Genomic DNA, 19,756 nt, shown 5'->3' on the forward strand with positions numbered 1-19,756 from the left:
TAAACACTCAGAAGATAAAAAAAGCCTCTCGATAGAGAGGCTTGAGCGTATATCATTCGTTTATGACAGTAACCCGACTGAATCGCATTCCGCTTGCCGACGTCGAACGAAGCGCGACTTCGCCACTCACTTGAGGAGGATTGCTAGCATCAAAATCAGACCATTGCTGTCCATCCAATGAATATTGCAGGCTCACACCTGGAAATTGAACATTCATGGCTAAATAGCCATTATCGATACGTGCTCCCGGTACTGGTAGACGGTAATCGATACCCGCTTTTTCAAGCTTCGCCAATTCACGCTGACCCAGCACGTTGGCAAAGCGGTTGTAATCTTGGTTAAGCGCTGCTTGGTTAACAAGTTGGCTGTCTTGTGAATACTCAACCCCTACTTTGTAGTCATTTTCCCACTCAGCTCGGTGCCACGCACGTTCAGCCGCGGCTAATACGCGAGGGAATACCATGTACTCATATTGCTCATCATTGCGCACCGTCTCAGACCAAAGCTGTGCCGATAGACCATAGAAGGGTTTGCCTTGTACTTCACCTTTGCCCGTAAAACCATTCCCGTCGCGATCGAGTGAAGTTTCCGCATTTTGTGGCATGTTCTCAGGTGCGAAACTGAACATTTTACGCGTATCGGTAGCACGTGTAGCCCAATAGTAGCCGCGCTCTTTTGGATCGGCTTCATACGGCATATCCATATAAACGTAATCTGGGTTAGAAACAATCACGTCATAGCCTTGTTTGGCCCATTCGTAAACCGATGCGCTGCCGCCCCAATATAGAGTGTCCCAGAAGTTAACACGTTTATTCGTGGTGGCGAAAGCTTCTGGACCTTCACTGTACTTCAGACCATCTTGCCACGCTTGGAAGCTTGGGATGCCTTTCTCAGCGACAATTTTAGAGACTTGCTCTGCAAAGAAACTTGGCAGGTGACCAAAATCACTCACGGTACCGTCTGCAATCAGTATCTGACATTGTGGCGACTGTGCGAATGGCTTGTCTTGCTTAGCGAGATCTATCGTGCCTTTCCAGTCAACTTTATCTTGAGCGTTTACGTCTTGAAAGCCTGCGCCAAGCTTGATGTTTTTCGCTTCGTCGCCACCAAAGTGCCATGTGGTTAGCGGTGCACCTGCTTCGATGTGCATGGCGGCCACTTCAGAAATCACTTTATCGACAAAGCGCCTTGAGGATTCCATACAAGGGTTAATGAAGCTTTGTTTATCATAGAACTGAACCGTGGTCACATTTGAAGTATCTTGCGGATCCATCAAACGGTATTCATTCGCTTGTATTTGCTTACCTTGTGCCATTAGTCGCTCGTAACGTGCTTCCATTGAAACCACCGCTGCGCGAGCGTGCGCTGGCATATCAATTTCAGGAATGACTTCAATATGGCGCGCTTTGGCGTACTTAACAATATCGATATAGTCGGCTTTACTGAAATAACCAGAGCCAAAGTTATCCGATGTCGGTCCAGAGCCTAGCTGAGGCAACAAGCAATGCTTCTCTTCCAGATCAAAACAACGCTTAGCGCCTACCTCGGTCAATTCTGGCAAACCGGGGATTTCTAGACGCCACCCTTCATCATCGGTTAAATGAAGATGAAGTTTATTCATCTTGTACGCCGCCATTTGGTCTAGCGTAGCTAAAATGGCTTGTTTGGAATGAAAATTACGCGCGACATCAACCATTACGCCGCGATACTCAAAACGAGGAGCATCTTGAATAAACAACTTTGGTAAAGCATCAGGCTGTTGGCTGTCGATAAGACCAAAGATAGATTGTACTGCGTAAAAAGCACCCGCCTGGTCAAACGCTTTAATCACAATACCGTCGCCTTTGATGGTCAACTCATAAGCCCCTGATTTTGCTAATTCACCAGTGAAACCTGCAGGAACAACCGTAACGCTGACAGGAAGCTCACCACGAACATTTATCCCGATCACGGCTGCGCGATGTTGAATTGCGCTGTATTGGGTGGCATTGAATGCTTCTTTAGGCAACGCGATGCCTGCCGCAATATCCACCACGCCTTGACCTGCTTCAACGAGCATCGGGGTTGGGAGTAACGTAGTGGAAACCTCTTGTTTTGCTAGGTCGGCATTCTGCTCAAAACGCGATATCGCGTTGGCAAAAACGTTATTGTCTTCTGGAGTCCGTTTTAAATTATTACCGTCAATACCGCTCACAAACGAAGCAATATCTTCGGTATTCAGCGATGCAATAAGCCTAGGCTCTGCATTAGGAGCGACCACAAAAGCACCTGGCATAAAATCAGTGTCAAACAGCGTCCAATATTCACCGATGAGTGGTAAAACGACCTCTTCACCCGCCGCAAAACCGGCAAATTTCTCTGTTGGCTCTAGTTTATGTAAATCACCCGTCACGCGAGAAATTTTAAACTGGTCATTCTCCACATCCAAAATCAAGCGAATACTGTGAAAGTAGATAGCCCAGTCTTTCGACTTTATCGCCTCACCTTGATTAAGAAGCGTCATATTAACCTTATTACATGAAGCCCATTCTGCACCGAGAGCTTCACAAGCCAAGCCGTCATTAGCGCCGTGGTTTGTGACGACGTGATATTGAATACCCAAATTGCCCGCCAGTGAATTGACTAGCGCTTGATTAGACGTGCCCATCATTGAACATCCCGCTAATACTGCGGTGACTGAAATGGCGATTACACTCTTGTTCAACATAGAATTACCTTCTTTCGGTTGGAAATACAGGAAGGAGTAAACTCTTTTTCCTCCCTTGATGACGGCATTATCCGATGATTGCCATGATTCATCTTCCAACCATAACGCGAGTTATTTTGTGGCGTAAAATTAATCATACTAAGCAGTGATCACGTTCAAATTTTAGGTTTTATGAAAATAAAAAATCATTATTTATCATTAGGTTAAAGTTAACGTCAAAATCGACACTTCTATTTTGACGAGATTACTGCGATCTCAATCACATCAATGTCATAATCCTATCTACTTATTGAGATAATGATCACCTTTCGTAGCAGCAATCGCTGATCGTCAACTTAAAAATAAAAGTAAATTTGTGATTAAGATCTTAAGTTTATAGTCATTCTGATTATGTTATTTACGCTAGAGTATCTCTTTAACTCAAGTTTAAGGTGAACGCTATTTTGTTGAATTCTCGATTACTCTCTTATTTAGCCATTTTTTTCGCCTTAGGCCTTCATGCTGAGCCACTCTACTGGCAAGCAACAAAAGGAAATTTTTCTTTTGATATCGTTGGGTCTATCCATGTGGGTAAATCATCCATGTACCCCTTGCCGAGCACTTTGTATGAACGCCTCGCAACCAGCAATGGTTTAATTATTGAAGTCGACCTAAGTGATTTGAAGGCTATTACCTATCCAATCCCTTCCGTAACCAGTCAACAAATACTGACCACACAACAATATCGTCAGTTGGATAATATGGCGCAACGACTCAAACAAAACACAGATAGATTGGCCAATCTTCCACCATGGAGTAGCGCGCTACAACTGCAGTTTTTACATCTCCATCAGCTGGGTTATTCTGCAGAACAAGGGGTTGACCTACATTTTATTCGTCAAGCCAAGCAAATCGGTATAACGCTACTTCCTTTAGAGACCGCACAATATCAAATCGATGTGTTAACGAATTTACCTAATGACGGACAAGAGCTATTGATAGCGCTACTCGATGAATGGGAAAACCAACACAGCATGACTGAATGTCTGCTCGAAAGCTGGCAAAGTGGCGATAGCGTAAAGCTAGAACAGCTTTTAAAACAGACGAAGATGTCAGCTGAGATGGAAGATTCATTGATTATCAAGCGCAATCATCAATGGGTAGATAAGCTAATTTCGCCAGACTTTCTTCCTTCATCATCTGGCCATTATCTCGTTGTCGTGGGGACACTTCATTTGGTGGGGAAAGATAATGTATTAACGTTATTGCAAGACCAAGGTTTTGATCTCATTCAACGTAATCAAAGCCAACAAGCAACTTGTTTTCCAGCTAAGCAATAACGAAAAAGCCCCAGCACAATGGCTGAGGCCTTAAATATGGTCGGTGAAGAGGGATTCGAACCCCCGACCCTCTGGTCCCAAACCAGATGCGCTACCAAGCTGCGCTATTCACCGTTCTATGTTGGGTATGTTACCGATTCTTTTTTGTGAAGCAAGTCCTTTTCGACGCTTTTCAATTTTCCGGATGACGTTCGAACAAAACTTGAACAAAGCGAACAAAATGTGATTAAAGACACACAAACTTAAACATAAATGCAACCAATTAACTACATTTGATCTAGATCAGCGTCAAAACTTGGGCAGGGTTTTAAGGTGTCAGGGTCTTTAAACACTTTGTGAGAAACAGAGACGTCAGACCTAAGTAACGACTGGGTAATGCTATCCGCTTAATCTACAGACGGTCAGCCTCAGGCTACTTTTAGCCAGTTTAGTGGTTTACAAAGTGATCAAGGACAAATCTCCTCACTAGATCGCTTAGCTTCGATTGTTAAATAGTCTCACGCTATGCACCGAAGTAGATAATTTGTCTACTTCGGTTTTTTTTAATAACAAACTGATCAACGCTTTCTCTGCATCGGTATAATCAACTTACCAAGCCAATTGCGAATTTAAGGTGTGATGATGCCTAACGATGATTTAGAACTATTTCAGCAAATGATGGATGATGTGAAACCACTGGCTCACGATGTCGCACAACTTAACAAACCGCATACTATCACCGAAGCACAACTCGCCAAACGCCAAGCAGCCATCACGTTATCGACGCAAGAACCGGATTATCTTTCCATCGATTGTGCCGCCATGCTCAAACCTGATGACATCATTGAATATAAAAAAGCAGGTATTCAGGATGGGGTGTATAAGAAACTCCGCTTAGGTAAATACCCCTTACAAGCACGACTAGACTTACATCGAAAAACCCTCAAACAAGCTCGCGACGAAGTGATTCACTTTATCGCTCAATGCATAAAAATGGACTTGCGAACCGTGCTCATCGTCCATGGTCGAGGGGAGCGCTCTACCCCACAAGCGTTAATGAAAAGCTTTGTCGCCAACTGGTTAACTCAAATTGATGAAGTACAATGCGCACATAGTGCACAACGCTTTCACGGTGGAAGTGGTGCGGTTTATCTGCTGTTAAAGAAAAGTAAAAATCAGAAAAGTGAGAATCGAGAACGCCATCAAAAACGGCTTGGTTAAAGTGCAATAACTGGTAAAATGCTCCGTTCATCTACTTCATTTCATTTTTTCACCATTCCGTTGAGAAACGTCAGGAGTTTTCATGTCATCGTTAACCGAAAAACGCTTAAATAAATACATTAGTGAAACGGGCTTTTGTTCGCGCCGTGAGGCCGACAAACTGATTGAGCAAGGTCGTGTAACCATTAATGGGCAACTGCCACCAATGGGCAGCAAAGTCACTGAACACGACCAAGTATGCATTGATGGCAAACCGGTCGGCTATAAAGAAAAACCGATTTATATTGCGTTAAATAAACCGACTGGCATCACCTGTACCACCGAACGAGATGTCCCTGGTAATATTGTCGATTTTATTGGACACAGTAAACGTATATTCCCCATCGGTCGCCTCGATAAACCCTCTGATGGGTTGATTTTTTTGACTAATGACGGTGATATCGTTAATAAAATTTTACGTGCCGGTAATAACCACGAAAAGGAATACGTGGTACGGGTCAATAAACCGATTAGTGCAGAATTTATTCGTCAAATGTCTGCGGGGGTCAATATTCTTGATACCGTCACCCTACCGTGTAAAGTGGTTCAAGAGACCCAGTACTCATTTAGAATTATCCTTACCCAAGGATTAAATAGACAAATTCGTCGCATGTGTGAAGCACTGGGTTATGAAGTGTTTAAACTACGTCGTGTACGTATTATGAACATCACACTAGATGGCATACCGAATGGTCAATGGCGTTATTTAACCGATGCCGAAGTCAATGAGATCCTCGCGATGTGCGAAGGCTCAGTCAGTACTGAAGAGGCATCAAAAACCGATAGTTCAGGTAAACAGATCCGCAAAGCCACCGATGCAAAATTGTTTGATAGTCGATTGGCGCAATCCAAAACCACCTCCGAAACTCCCCACAAAACGTATCAGGGGCGTCAAGCCCATGAGTTTCGTCATGCGCCAAATTCAAAAAAAGGGCGAGAACAGCGCCAGCAGCACGGCGACGTTAAACGTAACGACAATACTGCTCGCTCTGCACGCCGTAATCCAACCCGGAAAGCCGGCACGCTGAGCTTGAAAAAATAGCAGACCTTGAAACATGATGAGGAGCCAAGGCTCCTCATCATGTTTGTATTATTTAGCGAATTAAAAAACGCCGTTATTTAGTACCAAAAATCTTATCGCCAGCATCTCCCAAACCAGGCACGATGTAGCCTTTGTCATTGAGTTTCTCATCAATGGCGGCGGTGTAAAGTTCAACATCTGGATGCACTTTTTTCAGTGCTTCAATGCCTTCTGGCGCTGCGACCAAGACTAGCACTTTTATTTGATTACATCCTTTCTCTTTTAGAAGATCAATCGTTGCAATCATCGAGCCACCAGTCGCCAACATAGGGTCAACCACCAGCGCAATACGCTCTTCAATGTTCGATGCCAGTTTATTAAAGTAAGGCACTGGCTCAAGTGTTTCTTCATCACGGTAGATGCCGACAACACTGATTCTTGCGCTAGGAATATGCTCTAGTACCCCATCCATCATACCAAGGCCCGCACGTAGAATCGGGACAACAGTGACCTTTTTACCTTTAATTTGATCAACAGCAACAGGACCATCCCAGCCTTCAATCGTCACTTTTTCTGTCTCAAAATCTGAAGTCGCTTCATAAGTTAATAAACTGGCAACCTCAGTCGCTAGCTCACGAAAACGTTTAGTGCTGATATCACCTTCTCGCATTAAACCCAGTTTATGTTTGACTAGAGGGTGTTTCACTTCAACAACTTTCATTTTCATCTCCGGCATAATTTAAATAAACTTTTCGATTATACACGCATTTCTACCTATTTTAAGCGTTTAAATCTGGATAAAAAAACTGACGCAAACGTTTTCCTTTTTGATTTAAGCCCTGTAGAATAGCGGCGTTTTCATATCCAATTAGATCGAGGACTTCCCCCGTGAGCGGTAACAACACTTCTCTTAGCTACAAAGATGCCGGTGTAGATATTGATGCAGGCAACGCACTGGTTGAACGAATTAAAGGCGCAGTAAAGCGTACTCGTCGTCCTGAAGTTATGGGTGGCCTTGGCGGCTTTGGTGCCCTGTGTGAACTTCCAAGTAAATACAAGCATCCGGTTTTGGTTTCTGGGACCGATGGCGTAGGGACAAAACTACGCTTAGCTTTGGATATGAAAAAACACGACACCATCGGCATCGATTTAGTGGCGATGTGCGTCAATGATTTGATCGTACAAGGTGCAGAACCGCTGTTTTTCCTTGATTACTATGCGACCGGAAAACTGGACGTCGATACAGCAGCGGATGTCGTCTCTGGGATTGCCGATGGCTGTGTCCAAGCGGGATGCGCGTTAATCGGCGGAGAAACAGCAGAGATGCCGGGAATGTACGAAGGCGAAGACTATGACGTCGCTGGGTTCTGTGTCGGTGTGGTTGAGAAAGAAGCGATTATCGATGGTTCCAAAGTGGCCGTGGGTGATGCACTCATCGCTGTCGGTTCCAGTGGTCCTCACTCTAATGGCTACTCACTGATCCGTAAAATTCTTGAAGTCTCGGGCGCTGATAAGAATGAACGATTGGCTGGTAAAACCATCGGTGAACATTTACTTGAACCAACCCGAATTTATATAAAATCTGGCTTAAAGCTGATTGCTGAACATGATATTCACGCCATTTCTCATATTACTGGCGGCGGTTTCTGGGAAAACATCCCACGAGTATTACCGCAAGGAACTAAAGCGGTGATTGATGGTAGCAGTTGGCAATGGCCAGCGATTTTCACTTGGCTACAAGAGAAAGGCAATGTAGCAACGCGTGAAATGTATCGTACGTTCAACTGTGGCGTCGGCTTAGTGATTGCCCTACCTCAAGCCCAAGCACAAGCGGCGGTTGAGCTGCTACAGCAAGAAGGTGAAACGGCATGGGTTATCGGTCAGATTGCTCAAGCACAAACCAATGAAGAGCAAGTAGAGATCAAATAATTCATGAAAAGTATTGTTGTTTTAGTTTCAGGAAATGGTTCTAATTTACAAGCGATCATCGATGCTTGTGAGACAAGTATCCATAATGGCAAAGTAACGGCTGTTTTTTCAAACAAAGCAACAGCATACGCTTTAGAGCGAGCGAAAAAAGCGGGAGCCGCAGCGCATTTTATTGATCCTAAGGCCTATGAAACTCGTGATGCATTTGACGCTGATTTAATGAAGTGGATGGATGAATATGCGCCAGATTTAGTGGTACTCGCTGGCTATATGCGTATCTTAAGTAGTGATTTTGTTCGCCATTATTTTGGTCGGATGATCAATATCCATCCCTCATTACTGCCTAAGTACCCAGGGTTAAACACTTATCAAAGAGCGATTCATGCTGGCGATGAAGAACACGGTACTAGCGTCCACTTTGTTACTGAGCAATTGGATGGCGGCCCGGTGATTTTACAAGCCAAAGTGCCTATTTTTGATAACGATACGGTAGAAAGCCTGACTGCTCGAGTACAATCTCAGGAGTATCGGATCTATCCCTTGGTCGTACAGTGGTTTGTCGAAGGACGCTTAACCATGACGAATGGCAAAGCCCTTTTGGATGGTCATATTTTAGGGATTCACGGCTACGCGGATCAGTAGCTCACGCCACGACATAACCAAGGGGAGTATCAACTCCCCTTGGTATTAATGAAACTTTTTAGCCTAACGGTTCAGTCGGGGCCTGATTACCCGGCTTGGCTTGGGCAAAGGCGACCGCAGTCAATTGGTCAACATTCGTCGCCACTCGCTCACCTAAGTGGAACAAATTAAACTCGCCTGGCTTCATACGTTGCCATATTTCATTTCCTGTCAAAGGTTGAGTAGCAATCACCGAGACTACATCATTAGGCGTCGTCTCTTCTTGAAAATTCACTTCAACATCTTCATCAATCAATGCCGCATGGCCAAAGGGGGCACGGCGAGTGATCCAGTACAGATGGTTAGTACAATAACTCATCAGATAATCGCCATCAGACAAAAGCATATTAAATACGCCTTTATCACGCAGTTGATCGCATAATTGACTCACATACTGGAAAACCGACAGCATATTGTCGGGGATCTGCGGGTAACGCTGCTCTAACTTATCCAGTAACCAACAAAATGCCGCTTCACTATCAGTTTGACCAACCGGGCGATGACGCCCTTGCGCCAAACGCTGATAATCAACCAGTTGACCATTATGCGCAAAAGTCCAATATCGCCCCCATAATTCACGCGTGAACGGGTGGGTATTTTCTAAGTTAACCGCCCCACGATTCGCTTGACGAATATGGCTAATCACTGCACAACTTTTTATCGGATAGTTCTGCACCAACTGAGCGATTTGTGACTGACAACTGGGCGCTGGATCTTTAAACGTCCGAAAACCACGACCTTCATAAAAGGTTATCCCCCATCCATCACGATGGGGACCCGTTTTACCGCCGCGTTGCATTAAACCCGTAAAGCTAAAGCAGATATCGGTCGGAACATTGGCACTCATACCGAGTAATTCACACATGGTTTATATCACTCCTAATAAACCCTCGGCGATTAGATTCACTCTCAGCAAATCCATCGTTCGATTTATGCCATCTCTTTTTCAATCAGTTGGATAACAATGTGAATGATTTTAATGTGCACCTCTTGGATGCGATCAGCATAACCAAAATGTGGGACGCGAATTTCTACATCAGCAAGGCCAGCCATTTTTCCACCATCTTTTCCGGTGAGGGCTATCGTCTTCATCCCTTTCGCCTTCGCCGCTTCAATCGCTTTTAAAATGTTGCCTGAATTACCCGAAGTAGAAAGACCAAACAGCACATCGCCTTTGCTTCCCACGGCTTCTACGTAGCGCGAAAAAACGTAGTCATAACCAAAATCATTACTTACACAAGAAAGATGGCTGGGATCTGAAATCGCAATTCCAGGATAACCCGGACGATTGTCACGATAACGACCCGTTAACTCTTCAGCAAAATGCATCGCATCACAATGCGAGCCGCCATTACCACAAGACAGTACTTTCCCACCCTGTTTAAAAGAATCAGCAATCATTTTTGCTGCAGCTTCAATTTGCGCAATATTGTGATCATCGCTTAAAAAGGCATTCAATACTTCGGCGGCTTCATTAAGTTCACTGCGAATTAAATCATGATACATAATCTGGTCTCTTGGTTATTCTGCTGACAGGTAAGTTTCAATTAGGGAAACTCAGGTATGTCATTGAGTTTACCCAAACGAGATTCTCTGTCGAGAGTCTGTTCTCAACAAATTGACCGAATCCGATGATATTTTCTATGCAAAATTGACGCTTGACGCACAATTTGCAGTTTTCTTTTCACTGAGATCACTTTTTGACCGGTTTGATGTTTTACATTTCATTAATATATTGATTACAATCCTACTGGTTAGACCACTTCACCCATCAGGTCTCATTGAGTCTGTAAAAGGAAATAATTATGGATATCTTGCTCTCTACACTCGGCATATTGCTGGTATTAAGCGCTTGCTTATACCATCGTACGTCGCTATTTACTGGATTAGTCGCTTTAACCCTAACCATGTTTGGCTTAACCCTGTTTGGCCCGATTGGTTTCTTTGGCTGGGTTATCTATCTAGCGGCAGTCGCTATTTTTGCCGTTCCATCCGTTCGCCAAAGCTTAATCAGCGGGAAAGCTCTACGGGTTTTTAAAAAAGTATTACCTGCCATGTCACAAACGGAAAAAGAAGCACTCGAAGCGGGTACCGTGTGGTGGGAAGCCGAGCTGTTTAAAGGTAAACCAGACTGGCAGCAACTGAAAAATATCAAAGCTCCAACACTGAGTGCGGAAGAACAGGCTTTCCTTGATGGCCCAGTTAACGAAGTCTGCGCGATGGTGAATGACTATCAAGTCACTCACGAGTTGGCCGACTTACCCCCTGAAGTCTGGCAATATCTTAAAGATCATAAATTTTTTGCGATGATCATTAAGAAAAAATACGGCGGTTTAGAATTTTCAGCTTATGCACAATCTCTGGTACTGCAAAAATTAACCGGCGTTTCTGGAGTGCTTTCCTCCACCGTTGGTGTTCCAAACTCTTTAGGCCCAGGTGAGCTGTTGCAACATTATGGTACTCAAGAGCAGAAAGACTACTATTTACCTCGCCTCGCGGAAGGTAAAGAGATCCCCTGTTTTGCACTCACTAGCCCAGAAGCGGGATCGGATGCTGGCTCTATTCCAGATTTTGGCGTGGTCTGCAAAGGCGAATGGGAAGGGAAAGAAGTGCTTGGTATGCGTCTCACCTGGAACAAGCGTTATATCACTTTAGCCCCCGTCGCTACCGTACTTGGCTTAGCTTTTAAACTGCGAGATCCTGATGGTCTACTAGGGGATACGCCTGAGCTGGGCATCACCTGTGCTTTGATACCCACTCACTTAAAAGGTGTTGAGATTGGTAATCGTCATTTCCCGCTCAATGTGCCTTTCCAAAATGGTCCAACCCGAGCGACCGATCTTTTTGTTCCCCTTGATTTCATCATTGGTGGGCCAAAAATGGCTGGGCAAGGCTGGCGTATGCTGGTTGAGTGTTTATCGGTTGGTCGTGGTATTACTCTTCCCTCCAACTCAACGGGTGGCCTAAAAACCGCCGCCCTAGCAACCGGAGCTTATGCGCGTATTCGCCGTCAGTTCAAGCAACCGATTGGTCAAATGGAAGGCATTGAAGAACCGCTCGCGCGTTTAGGGGGCAACGCTTATGTGATGGATGCAGCGAGTAATTTAACCGTAGCAGGCATCGATTTAGGCGAAAAACCGTCGGTTATTTCAGCGATAGTGAAGTACCACTGTACTCATCGTGGTCAACGTTCAATTATTGATGCGATGGACATCGTCGGCGGAAAAGGGATCTGCTTAGGCCCTGCCAACTTTTTAGCGCGTAGTTACCAAGGTTCACCGATTGCCATTACCGTTGAAGGGGCGAATATTTTAACTCGTTCCATGATCATCTTTGGTCAGGGAGCCATTCGCTGCCATCCTTATGTATTAAAAGAGATGGAAGCCGCTTACTCAGACCGTTCAGACGCTGTAGAGCAGTTTGACCAAGCTCTCGCTGGCCATGTTTCCTTTACTTTAAGTAACCTAGTGCGCAGTATTTGGTTTGGGATTACCGATGGCTATGGCTCGGCAGCGCCAAGCAAAGGCCCCACCAAGCGTTATTACCAAAAACTTAATCGTTACAGTGCCAACTTAGCATTACTGGCCGACATTTCGATGGCGGTATTGGGTGGTTCACTCAAACGTAGAGAGCGCTTATCCGCCCGCCTTGGAGACATATTAAGTCAATTGTACTTAAGCTCTGCGACTCTAAAACGCTTTGAAAATGATGGACGACCAAGTGAAGATTTACCATTCGTTCATTGGGGACTTCAAGATAGTTTGAAGCAAACTGAATTAGCGATTGATGAGTTCTTAGCTAACTTCCCTAATCCTGTTATTGGTAAGTTGCTTCGCGTTCTGATTATGCCTATTGGACGAGTTCGCAAAGCGCCCAATGACCATTTGGATAGTCAGGTTGCTCAGATCTTGCAAACCCCTAGTGCTGCACGTTCACGCTTAGGACGTAATCAATACTTACTGCCAACCGAACACAACCCAGCAGGTAAGATAGAACAAGCGTTGAGTATTATTCTCCAAGCTGAGCCAATCTTTACTAAGATGTGTGAGGCGCTCAATCAGCGTCGTCCTTTTACTCAATTGGATCAGCTAGCGAAAATCGGTTTAGAGAAGCAGTTGCTTACTCAGTGGGAAGCGGATCTATTGATTGAAGCTGAGGCCCATCGCCTATACACGATTAACGTTGATGATTTTGACCCGCAGGAACTTGCAGCAAAAAAGTCTCACCCCAAACTCGAAGAAGTCGCGTAACTTCAAACGAGAAAAAGGGGACCACTCAATCAGAAAAAACGAGCGTTTAGCGTTTGCTCAATAAACAAAAAGGAGGCTCGCCTCCTTTTTTGTTGCGGTTATTTTCTTTTCTTCACGATTGTGGTTTACGGTTTTTTCGGAATATTTAGATTCATCTCTTGTATGGCTACCGCTTTCGCTTTCAGCTTACGACGAATAAACCACCCAGCAAGCGCAACAATAATAACGAAAAAATTACCCAAAATAATGTACATCATCGTACGGCGGCGAGCTTGCTCTTGCATATGTTGAATGAGCTTTTCTTGCTCTAAACGACGAAGATTTTCTAACTCAGCTTCTTGCATACGCCGAGTCGTCGCTAAATCAATTTCGCTTACCACCCCATAGGTTTGCTCTCGAATAGGGAAGATGAGTGGTCTTTGGGTCGCTAAATCCGTCGCATAAACTTGCCCATTCCACGCAAAATTACCAAATTGCTTCTCATTAGGGACCATTAGAACAACACCTAAACCAGAGGGGTCGGCTTGCCCTTGGGCAAGAAATGGCGGTTGTCCTAACTCTCGATGCTCGATATGCGCAACCATAGAACCAGGCTCTATCATGCCTCGTTCACCATTAAAACTAATTTGATGAGCAACACCTTGAGTTCGTGACTGAATAAAGGTGGCCACAACTGGAGCGGGATAAACCAAAATTACCTGTTCTTGAGCACGTAAAAAGACACCATTGCCCGAAGTGATGCGCACACGGTACTTACCCGGTTCAGGGGTTATCGGTAAAGCGACGGTAAAAACACCATCACCCGGCTTTTCATCTAATCCTCGACCATCATCGGTAAATTGCCCAATTACTTCGGGAATTGGACGCATTTCTTGAGGTAACTGTTGTTCATCGTCGACATAACGAGTAAAGGTCACGGTAAGCTTAACCCGATCAAGGAAATCTCTTAATAACAGCGGCTCGCCGTCCGAGGTTAAACGCGCGGTAAATTTAATCGTTTCATCTTGATATAAGCGATGCGGTAATTGTTCGGTTTGAAGCTGCAAATGCGAAATCAAACGCACGTGGTTATTGGGCGAAATCTGGCCTATAGCTTGCCACGGCCCCGGCATCGGTTTATCAATCGAAACGATATCCATTGATGACTCTTGATACCAACGAACGTAATCAGGGTGACGAGAAGCATAATACTTAAAACCGTCTGGGCGAACTAATACCACAGGACGGGAGTTTTGCTCTCGATAAATGACAAAGGTGATTTGTGAAATCGTAGGATCCACCCGAAAACGGTTATCAAGCAAGGTAAGCGATGATTCATTGCTGGCAAAACTTCCTATACTGCATAACAAACTCAGTATCACTATTCCTAGCCGTAACATACTCTCTCCTACTGACGCCAGAGGCAAATTCCACTTTTTTCAACCACATCCAAACGTTGTTGGTGAGCTTCTATTTCATCGGCCGATGCACGTAAAACCTTAAGGTTTTTCCTCCCACCTTGTACGCGCTGCACAAAACTCCCAGCCGGCTCGCCACTTTGTGAACTAGCAGAAAACTGTAATGAAGTCTGCCCACCAGTCATTAATAAATAAACATCAGCGAGGATTTCCGCATCGAGCAAAGCGCCGTGCAAGGTTCGATGTGAATTATCTATCCCATAGCGATCACAAAGAATATCGAGGTTATTGCGCTTACCGGGGAAGATTTTCTTCGCCATCGCCAAGGTATCGGTAATTTTGCAATACTGCTCAGTTTTGCCAATCGCAGCGTTGACTTTGGCGAACTCATAATCCATAAAGCCGACGTCAAATGACGCGTTATGAGCCACTAACTCCGCCCCTTTGATAAAGTCTAAAAACTCCTGATGGACTTCTTTATATTGCGGCTTATCGACTAAGAAGGCATCGGTAATACCATGAACTTCAATTGCTTGCGGTTGAATCTCACGATCTGGTTTTAAATAAACATGGAAATGCCGTCCGGTTAATTTCCGATCGATAATTTCAACCGCGCCGATCTCAATGATCCGATGGCCTTCATAATGAGGTCCGCCTTCAAAGTTCATACCTGTCGTTTCGGTATCAAGTACCACAATACGATTGTGTTGCGAATTGCTGCTAGTATTCATAAGGATATCTATGTCAGACTATGCCAATTGTGTGAATAATCCAATAGTATCAAATCATGAACAAACAAGTGGAAATTTTCACTGATGGGTCGTGTTTAGGCAATCCTGGCCCGGGTGGCTATGGCGTAGTGTTACGCTATAAAAAAACTGAAAAGACCTTATCGAAGGGCTATCGCCTCACCACCAATAATCGAATGGAAATGCTCGCGGCGGTCATCGCTCTACAAAGCTTAAAAGAGCCCTGCGATGTCATCCTAACCACCGACAGCCAATATGTTCGTCAAGGCATCACTCAATGGATTCATAACTGGAAACAACGAGGCTGGAAAACGGCGGATAAAAAACCAGTGAAAAATGCCGACTTATGGCAAGCCTTAGAAAAAGAAACCGCGCGACATCAGGTCGATTGGCGCTGGGTAAAAGGGCATGCCGGTCACCGTGAAAATGAAATGTGTGATCAATTGGCACGTAGCGCGGCGGAAAACCCAACGGAAGACGATGTCGGTTATCAACCCTAAATTCATGACTATTAAGTCAACTTAGAGTGGCACATAGGCTCGCTATCGTCTGGTTCAACCAGCGCTTGGAAATATCATCAACTATTGATCTTCTGACTTGACCCGATAGTTAAAACCAACTGGCGAAAAACGTCGCTTCAAACGCCAGTGTGGTTTAATGGGTTTAAGTGGATAAGTTCGCTTGCGAGCAACAATAAAATATAAGCTTCCTAACGGACTTGCCCAGCCACCCATCGCATTTTCTAACCAGGCCCAAAGCGGACGATATTTCTGCATCGGAAAAAGCGCGTATTGATCACATTCTAAAACTTGATAGTTCAGCACACTGAGCCAATCTTTAATGCGGCTCGAAGTAAACATACGCCCACTCCAAGGAAGGTTATGTTTACGCCAAGGCATCGTACTGGCAAGGCCAGTTAAACTGATCGGATTAAAACCAGTAATAATCACATAACCGTCATCAATCAATACTCGGTCGACTTCACGCAAGATACGGTGCGGGTCGTTACAGTAATCTAATTGATGGGCAATAATCGCAACATCAATGCTCTTTTCTAAAAAGGGTAAATCATAAGCATCAGCGATGACCGTATGGAGCGGATTATGGATATCCAGATGAACTTGGTGTTGAATAGTACAATTACCGCTGGACAGCTCACAGCTCAAACCGCCCAATTTTAGCATGTGATAACCGAAAAGCTTTGGACACCACTCGTCAAGCCGGGTTTGAATAGACTCACACACCCACTGGCCATTTTTTAGTTGGGACCAAGAGTGAGGACTCTCAATTTTTTTTTGACTGCGTGCTGGTTTCATTGCTAAATCGCTTTACCACGTGACTGGAGATAACTCATGTTACACATCAAAAGCATACCCGCATTTAACGATAATTACATCTGGCTGATTGAAAATAGCGATCGCCGTTGTGCGGTGGTCGATCCGGGGGATGCTCAACCTGTTTTAGCTTACCTACGACAGCAGGAATTAACCTTAGAAGCTATTCTGATCACCCATCATCATCATGATCATATCGGTGGTGTCGCCGAATTAGTCCGCCAATATCCTCATGTGGATGTTGTGGGGCCAGCTCAAGAACCCATTCCCACCCTCACTCATCCCGTTGAAGATGGTGATCAAATTGAATTATTTGACGAACGTTTTATGGTCTTAGGACTTCCTGGACACACTTTAGGCCATATTGGTTATGTCGGTGACAGTAAGCTTTTTTGTGGCGATGTGCTGTTTTCTGCAGGCTGTGGGCGGGTATTTGAAGGCACGATGGAACAAATGTTTTCCTCACTCAATAAATTATTAGCATTACCTGAGGAAACCGAAATCTATTGCGCTCATGAATACACCGCCAGTAACGTCGCTTTTGCGATGGCCGTTGAACCTGATAACGAACAGTTACAAATTTATCGCGACACCGTGATTCGCATGCGTGCACAAGGTCAAGCAACACTCCCCACCACCTTACAACGTGAAAAATGGGTCAATCCCTTCTTGCGTACCGGGGTTCCGAGCGTGATTAAGTCAGTAGCCAATCGTACTGAACAACATGATCCACTCGCTATTTTTAGCGCTTTACGTGAGTGGAAGAATGAATTTTAACGATTTGCTACTTGTCATCCGCTTAATACGACAAGTATTATCAGCAGCCAATTTATGACAAGGCTGTGTGATATGCGAGTACAATTCAGCTGGGTAATTGCACTGCTATTAGCAGGTTGCCAGCTTACCCAGCCAGAGATCGAGACCAGTTCAGAAACCAATCAACGCAAGGTAAAGCCAACCGATCAGCAGGTTCAAGTACAAAAGTCACCCAAAAAAACCGCTAAACCTCACGTCGTGGCGCCTAAAATTGACGTCCGCTCACCACAAGAGCAAGAGGATGTCTGGCAACGTATCGCGATGCAGCTAAGCATGCCGATTGCTGACGATCCTACGGTCGATTATTACCGTAACTGGTATCTCAATCATCCCAATCATCTCGCCACTGTTGCCAAACGTGCCGAACCGTTTCTGTACTTAATTACTGAAAAGATTGAACAACGCGAACTGCCGTTAGAGCTCGCTTTACTGCCAATCGTAGAAAGCTCCTTTGATGCCTTTGCTTACTCTCATGGCCAAGCCGCAGGGTTATGGCAGTTCGTACCAGCGACGGGCAACATGTTTGGTTTGGAGCAAAATTTTTGGTATGACGGCCGTCGAGATGTGGTTGCCGCCACTGATGCTGCGCTCGAATATTTAACCCGTTTGAATCAGCGTTTTGACGGCGACTGGTATTTGGCCATTGCGGCCTATAATAGTGGTGGCGGCCGGGTCTCGAGTGCAATAAGAAAAAATACTCGACTCGGTAAAGAGACAGACTTCTTCTCTTTAGATCTGCCCAAAGAAACCAGCAGTTATGTGCCTAAACTTCTCGCACTGGCAGATATTGTCGCCAATCAAGAACAGTATGGGATTTCCATTCCTAGTATTAGTAATCAACCCGTATTAGCCTTGGTTGATCCTCAAGAGCAGTTAGATTTAGCTATCGCGGCCAATTATGCGGGGATCAGCGTTAAAGAGTTACAAAGTTACAACCCTGCCTATAATCAATGGGCGACCGCCCCAGAAGGCCCGCATCAACTGTTAATACCCGTCGATAGAGTCGATGAGTTTAGTGAACAAGTTGAATCAAACCGTGGTCAAGGGATGAAGTTGGTTCGCTATCAAGTACAAGCCGGCGATAGCTTGAGTGTGATTGCTCAGCGGCATAATACCACCACGCAAATCATTCAAACCGCTAATAACCTCACTAGCCATACCATTCGTGTCGGACAACATTTAATGATCCCAACCTCTGTCACCGATGAAGAGGCTTATGCATTAAGTGCTAATAATCGCCTAGCAAGAACACAGTCGTTAGCACGAGGTCAATACCAACTTAACCACACCGTACGCAGTGGGGAAAGCCTATGGACCATTGCTCGCGCGCACAATGTCTCTTACCAAGCTTTGGCGCGTTGGAATGCGATGAGCCCGCAAGATACGCTACGAGTCGGTCAACAACTGGTCATTTGGAAACAAAGTAGTGAAGGCGCAATTATTCGCACCGTGTTTTATCAAGTACGCAGTGGCGATACCTTAAGCGATATCGCTTCGCGTTTTAAAGTCAACACCCAAGATATCGTCAAGTGGAATGAGCTTGCTAATCAACGATATCTACAACCGGGACAACGCTTAAAACTGTACGTGGATGTAACGCAAGTAAGCGTGTGAATGGGTTCAGAGAGTGATACGTAACGTATCACTCTTTTTTTGTAGATTAAAAAGACAAACACTTACCTTGTGATGATTGACCCCAAAATAGAAACCTTGGTGTCAACCAGCCTACTTCGAGTATCGATAACTTTCTCATCAGCTGTGCTAAATTAACTACTCGTCTTTATCTTGAGTATGCCTATCAACGTACGGCCAATAGTGATGTCCTGCACGAATGAGCAGCGTCGCTGCCGCTAAAATAAATGCCGCGAAAGAGAGCCAAACAACGGGGACTGCATCCAAATCTTTCATACCGAGGGTAATATAGCGGGCGATGGCCATCATCGCGATGTAGATAGGATAACGCACAGGAATTTTGCCATTAACCACAAATTGCTGCACCATCGCCAACACTTCGAGATAAATGAACATCAACAGAATATCGGTCAGTAATACTTGTTTTTCAACAAAAACATGTATGAACTCGTGTCCAATTGCATATACCGTTGCCAAAGTAATAGCAATAAGTAGTACCGCTTCCAGTAGATGAAACATTTTTAAAAATGGACGGCTAAACGATTTAGGTAAATTTGACGGCATAGTGGCTTATCCAAGCAAATCAAAATAGATAGGTGTTGAGTTTATCATGCCTAAGCGCAGATTGATTAAGGGATTAGAGAAGAACTTAAGCATCCTTTCCCGCTCAACCCTAGGTCAC

Annotated in this window: 17 protein-coding genes and 1 tRNA gene; 9 read left to right on the forward strand and 9 right to left on the reverse strand. The window is 44.8% G+C overall.

Annotated elements, in window-relative coordinates; all coding sequences use genetic code 11:
• Nucleotides 1-52: 52 nt before the first annotated feature.
• Nucleotides 53-2,707 carry a beta-N-acetylhexosaminidase gene (locus tag CAG58_RS11050; RefSeq protein ID WP_161425081.1) on the reverse strand — a complete coding sequence of 885 codons (2,655 nt, stop codon included), beginning with the start codon at nucleotides 2,705-2,707 and terminating at the stop codon, nucleotides 53-55.
• A 443-nt stretch (nucleotides 2,708-3,150) separates the two neighbouring features.
• Between CAG58_RS11050 and CAG58_RS11055 the strand changes: the two genes are divergently transcribed.
• Nucleotides 3,151-4,026, forward strand: coding sequence for a TraB/GumN family protein (locus CAG58_RS11055; protein WP_161425180.1), 876 nt, complete (start codon nucleotides 3,151-3,153; stop codon nucleotides 4,024-4,026).
• 37 nt (nucleotides 4,027-4,063) lie between these two features.
• Here the strand turns inward: CAG58_RS11055 and CAG58_RS11060 are convergent.
• Nucleotides 4,064-4,140: transfer RNA gene (locus tag CAG58_RS11060), tRNA-Pro, on the reverse strand.
• Between the two features lie 507 nt (nucleotides 4,141-4,647).
• Between CAG58_RS11060 and smrA the strand changes: the two genes are divergently transcribed.
• Together smrA and rluF are read left to right on the forward strand one after the other, a co-directional pair.
• Nucleotides 4,648-5,226, forward strand: a complete 579-nt coding sequence (gene smrA / locus CAG58_RS11065) for a DNA endonuclease SmrA (RefSeq protein WP_161425179.1) — start codon at nucleotides 4,648-4,650, stop codon at nucleotides 5,224-5,226.
• Between the two features lie 82 nt (nucleotides 5,227-5,308).
• Nucleotides 5,309-6,307: a 23S rRNA pseudouridine(2604) synthase RluF gene (gene rluF, locus CAG58_RS11070; protein ID WP_161425178.1), complete on the forward strand. Its 999-nt coding sequence runs from the start codon at nucleotides 5,309-5,311 to the stop codon at nucleotides 6,305-6,307.
• A gap of 73 nt (nucleotides 6,308-6,380) precedes the next feature.
• On the opposite strand, the gene upp is transcribed toward rluF, so the two are convergent.
• Nucleotides 6,381-7,007 (reverse strand): uracil phosphoribosyltransferase, encoded by a 627-nt coding sequence (gene upp / locus CAG58_RS11075; RefSeq protein ID WP_004394693.1) that lies wholly within the window; start codon nucleotides 7,005-7,007, stop codon nucleotides 6,381-6,383.
• Nucleotides 7,008-7,174: 167 nt separating this feature from the next.
• Here upp and purM point away from each other — a divergent pair, with 167 nt between their 5' ends.
• Nucleotides 7,175-8,215 (forward strand): phosphoribosylformylglycinamidine cyclo-ligase, encoded by a 1,041-nt coding sequence (purM, locus tag CAG58_RS11080; protein ID WP_158138798.1) that lies wholly within the window; start codon nucleotides 7,175-7,177, stop codon nucleotides 8,213-8,215.
• A 3-nt stretch (nucleotides 8,216-8,218) separates the two neighbouring features.
• A complete protein-coding gene (gene purN, locus CAG58_RS11085) occupies nucleotides 8,219-8,857 on the forward strand; it encodes a phosphoribosylglycinamide formyltransferase (protein WP_154170371.1) in 639 nt (212 codons plus the stop codon).
• Between the two features lie 58 nt (nucleotides 8,858-8,915).
• Here purN and CAG58_RS11090 read toward each other — a convergent pair whose 3' ends face one another.
• Together CAG58_RS11090 and lpcA are read right to left on the reverse strand one after the other, a co-directional pair.
• Nucleotides 8,916-9,761: a class II glutamine amidotransferase gene (locus CAG58_RS11090; protein ID WP_004394690.1), complete on the reverse strand. Its 846-nt coding sequence runs from the start codon at nucleotides 9,759-9,761 to the stop codon at nucleotides 8,916-8,918.
• Between the two features lie 65 nt (nucleotides 9,762-9,826).
• Entirely contained in the window at nucleotides 9,827-10,402 is a 576-nt protein-coding gene (gene lpcA, locus CAG58_RS11095; protein ID WP_004394689.1) for a D-sedoheptulose 7-phosphate isomerase, read from the reverse strand.
• A gap of 299 nt (nucleotides 10,403-10,701) precedes the next feature.
• Here lpcA and fadE point away from each other — a divergent pair, with 299 nt between their 5' ends.
• The gene (gene fadE / locus CAG58_RS11100) at nucleotides 10,702-13,146 is read left to right on the forward strand and encodes an acyl-CoA dehydrogenase FadE (protein ID WP_161425177.1); all 2,445 of its coding nucleotides are present in this window, start codon (nucleotides 10,702-10,704) and stop codon (nucleotides 13,144-13,146) included.
• Nucleotides 13,147-13,271: 125 nt separating this feature from the next.
• Here the strand turns inward: fadE and CAG58_RS11105 are convergent, their stop codons facing one another.
• Nucleotides 13,272-14,525: a TIGR03503 family protein gene (locus CAG58_RS11105; RefSeq protein WP_161425176.1), complete on the reverse strand. Its 1,254-nt coding sequence runs from the start codon at nucleotides 14,523-14,525 to the stop codon at nucleotides 13,272-13,274.
• Nucleotides 14,526-14,533: 8 nt separating this feature from the next.
• The gene (dnaQ, locus tag CAG58_RS11110) at nucleotides 14,534-15,274 is read right to left on the reverse strand and encodes a DNA polymerase III subunit epsilon (RefSeq protein WP_161425175.1); all 741 of its coding nucleotides are present in this window, start codon (nucleotides 15,272-15,274) and stop codon (nucleotides 14,534-14,536) included.
• A gap of 56 nt (nucleotides 15,275-15,330) precedes the next feature.
• Between dnaQ and rnhA the strand changes: the two genes are divergently transcribed.
• The gene (gene rnhA, locus CAG58_RS11115; protein WP_154170369.1) at nucleotides 15,331-15,792 is read left to right on the forward strand and encodes a ribonuclease HI; all 462 of its coding nucleotides are present in this window, start codon (nucleotides 15,331-15,333) and stop codon (nucleotides 15,790-15,792) included.
• An 81-nt stretch (nucleotides 15,793-15,873) separates the two neighbouring features.
• Here the strand turns inward: rnhA and CAG58_RS11120 are convergent, their stop codons facing one another.
• The gene (locus CAG58_RS11120) at nucleotides 15,874-16,608 is read right to left on the reverse strand and encodes a class I SAM-dependent methyltransferase (protein ID WP_154170367.1); all 735 of its coding nucleotides are present in this window, start codon (nucleotides 16,606-16,608) and stop codon (nucleotides 15,874-15,876) included.
• Nucleotides 16,609-16,644: 36 nt separating this feature from the next.
• Between CAG58_RS11120 and gloB the strand changes: the two genes are divergently transcribed.
• Nucleotides 16,645-17,403 (forward strand): hydroxyacylglutathione hydrolase, encoded by a 759-nt coding sequence (gene gloB / locus CAG58_RS11125; RefSeq protein WP_154170365.1) that lies wholly within the window; start codon nucleotides 16,645-16,647, stop codon nucleotides 17,401-17,403.
• A gap of 72 nt (nucleotides 17,404-17,475) precedes the next feature.
• Nucleotides 17,476-19,056 carry a LysM peptidoglycan-binding domain-containing protein gene (locus tag CAG58_RS11130; RefSeq protein ID WP_154170363.1) on the forward strand — a complete coding sequence of 527 codons (1,581 nt, stop codon included), beginning with the start codon at nucleotides 17,476-17,478 and terminating at the stop codon, nucleotides 19,054-19,056.
• Between the two features lie 156 nt (nucleotides 19,057-19,212).
• Here CAG58_RS11130 and CAG58_RS11135 read toward each other — a convergent pair whose 3' ends face one another.
• Nucleotides 19,213-19,638 (reverse strand): phosphate-starvation-inducible protein PsiE, encoded by a 426-nt coding sequence (locus CAG58_RS11135; RefSeq protein ID WP_154170361.1) that lies wholly within the window; start codon nucleotides 19,636-19,638, stop codon nucleotides 19,213-19,215.
• Between the last annotated feature and the right edge of the window lie 118 nt (nucleotides 19,639-19,756).

The sequence above is a fragment of the Vibrio sp. V31_P5A7T61 genome (assembly GCF_009904895.1).
Lineage (GTDB): Bacteria > Pseudomonadota > Gammaproteobacteria > Enterobacterales > Vibrionaceae > Vibrio > Vibrio metschnikovii.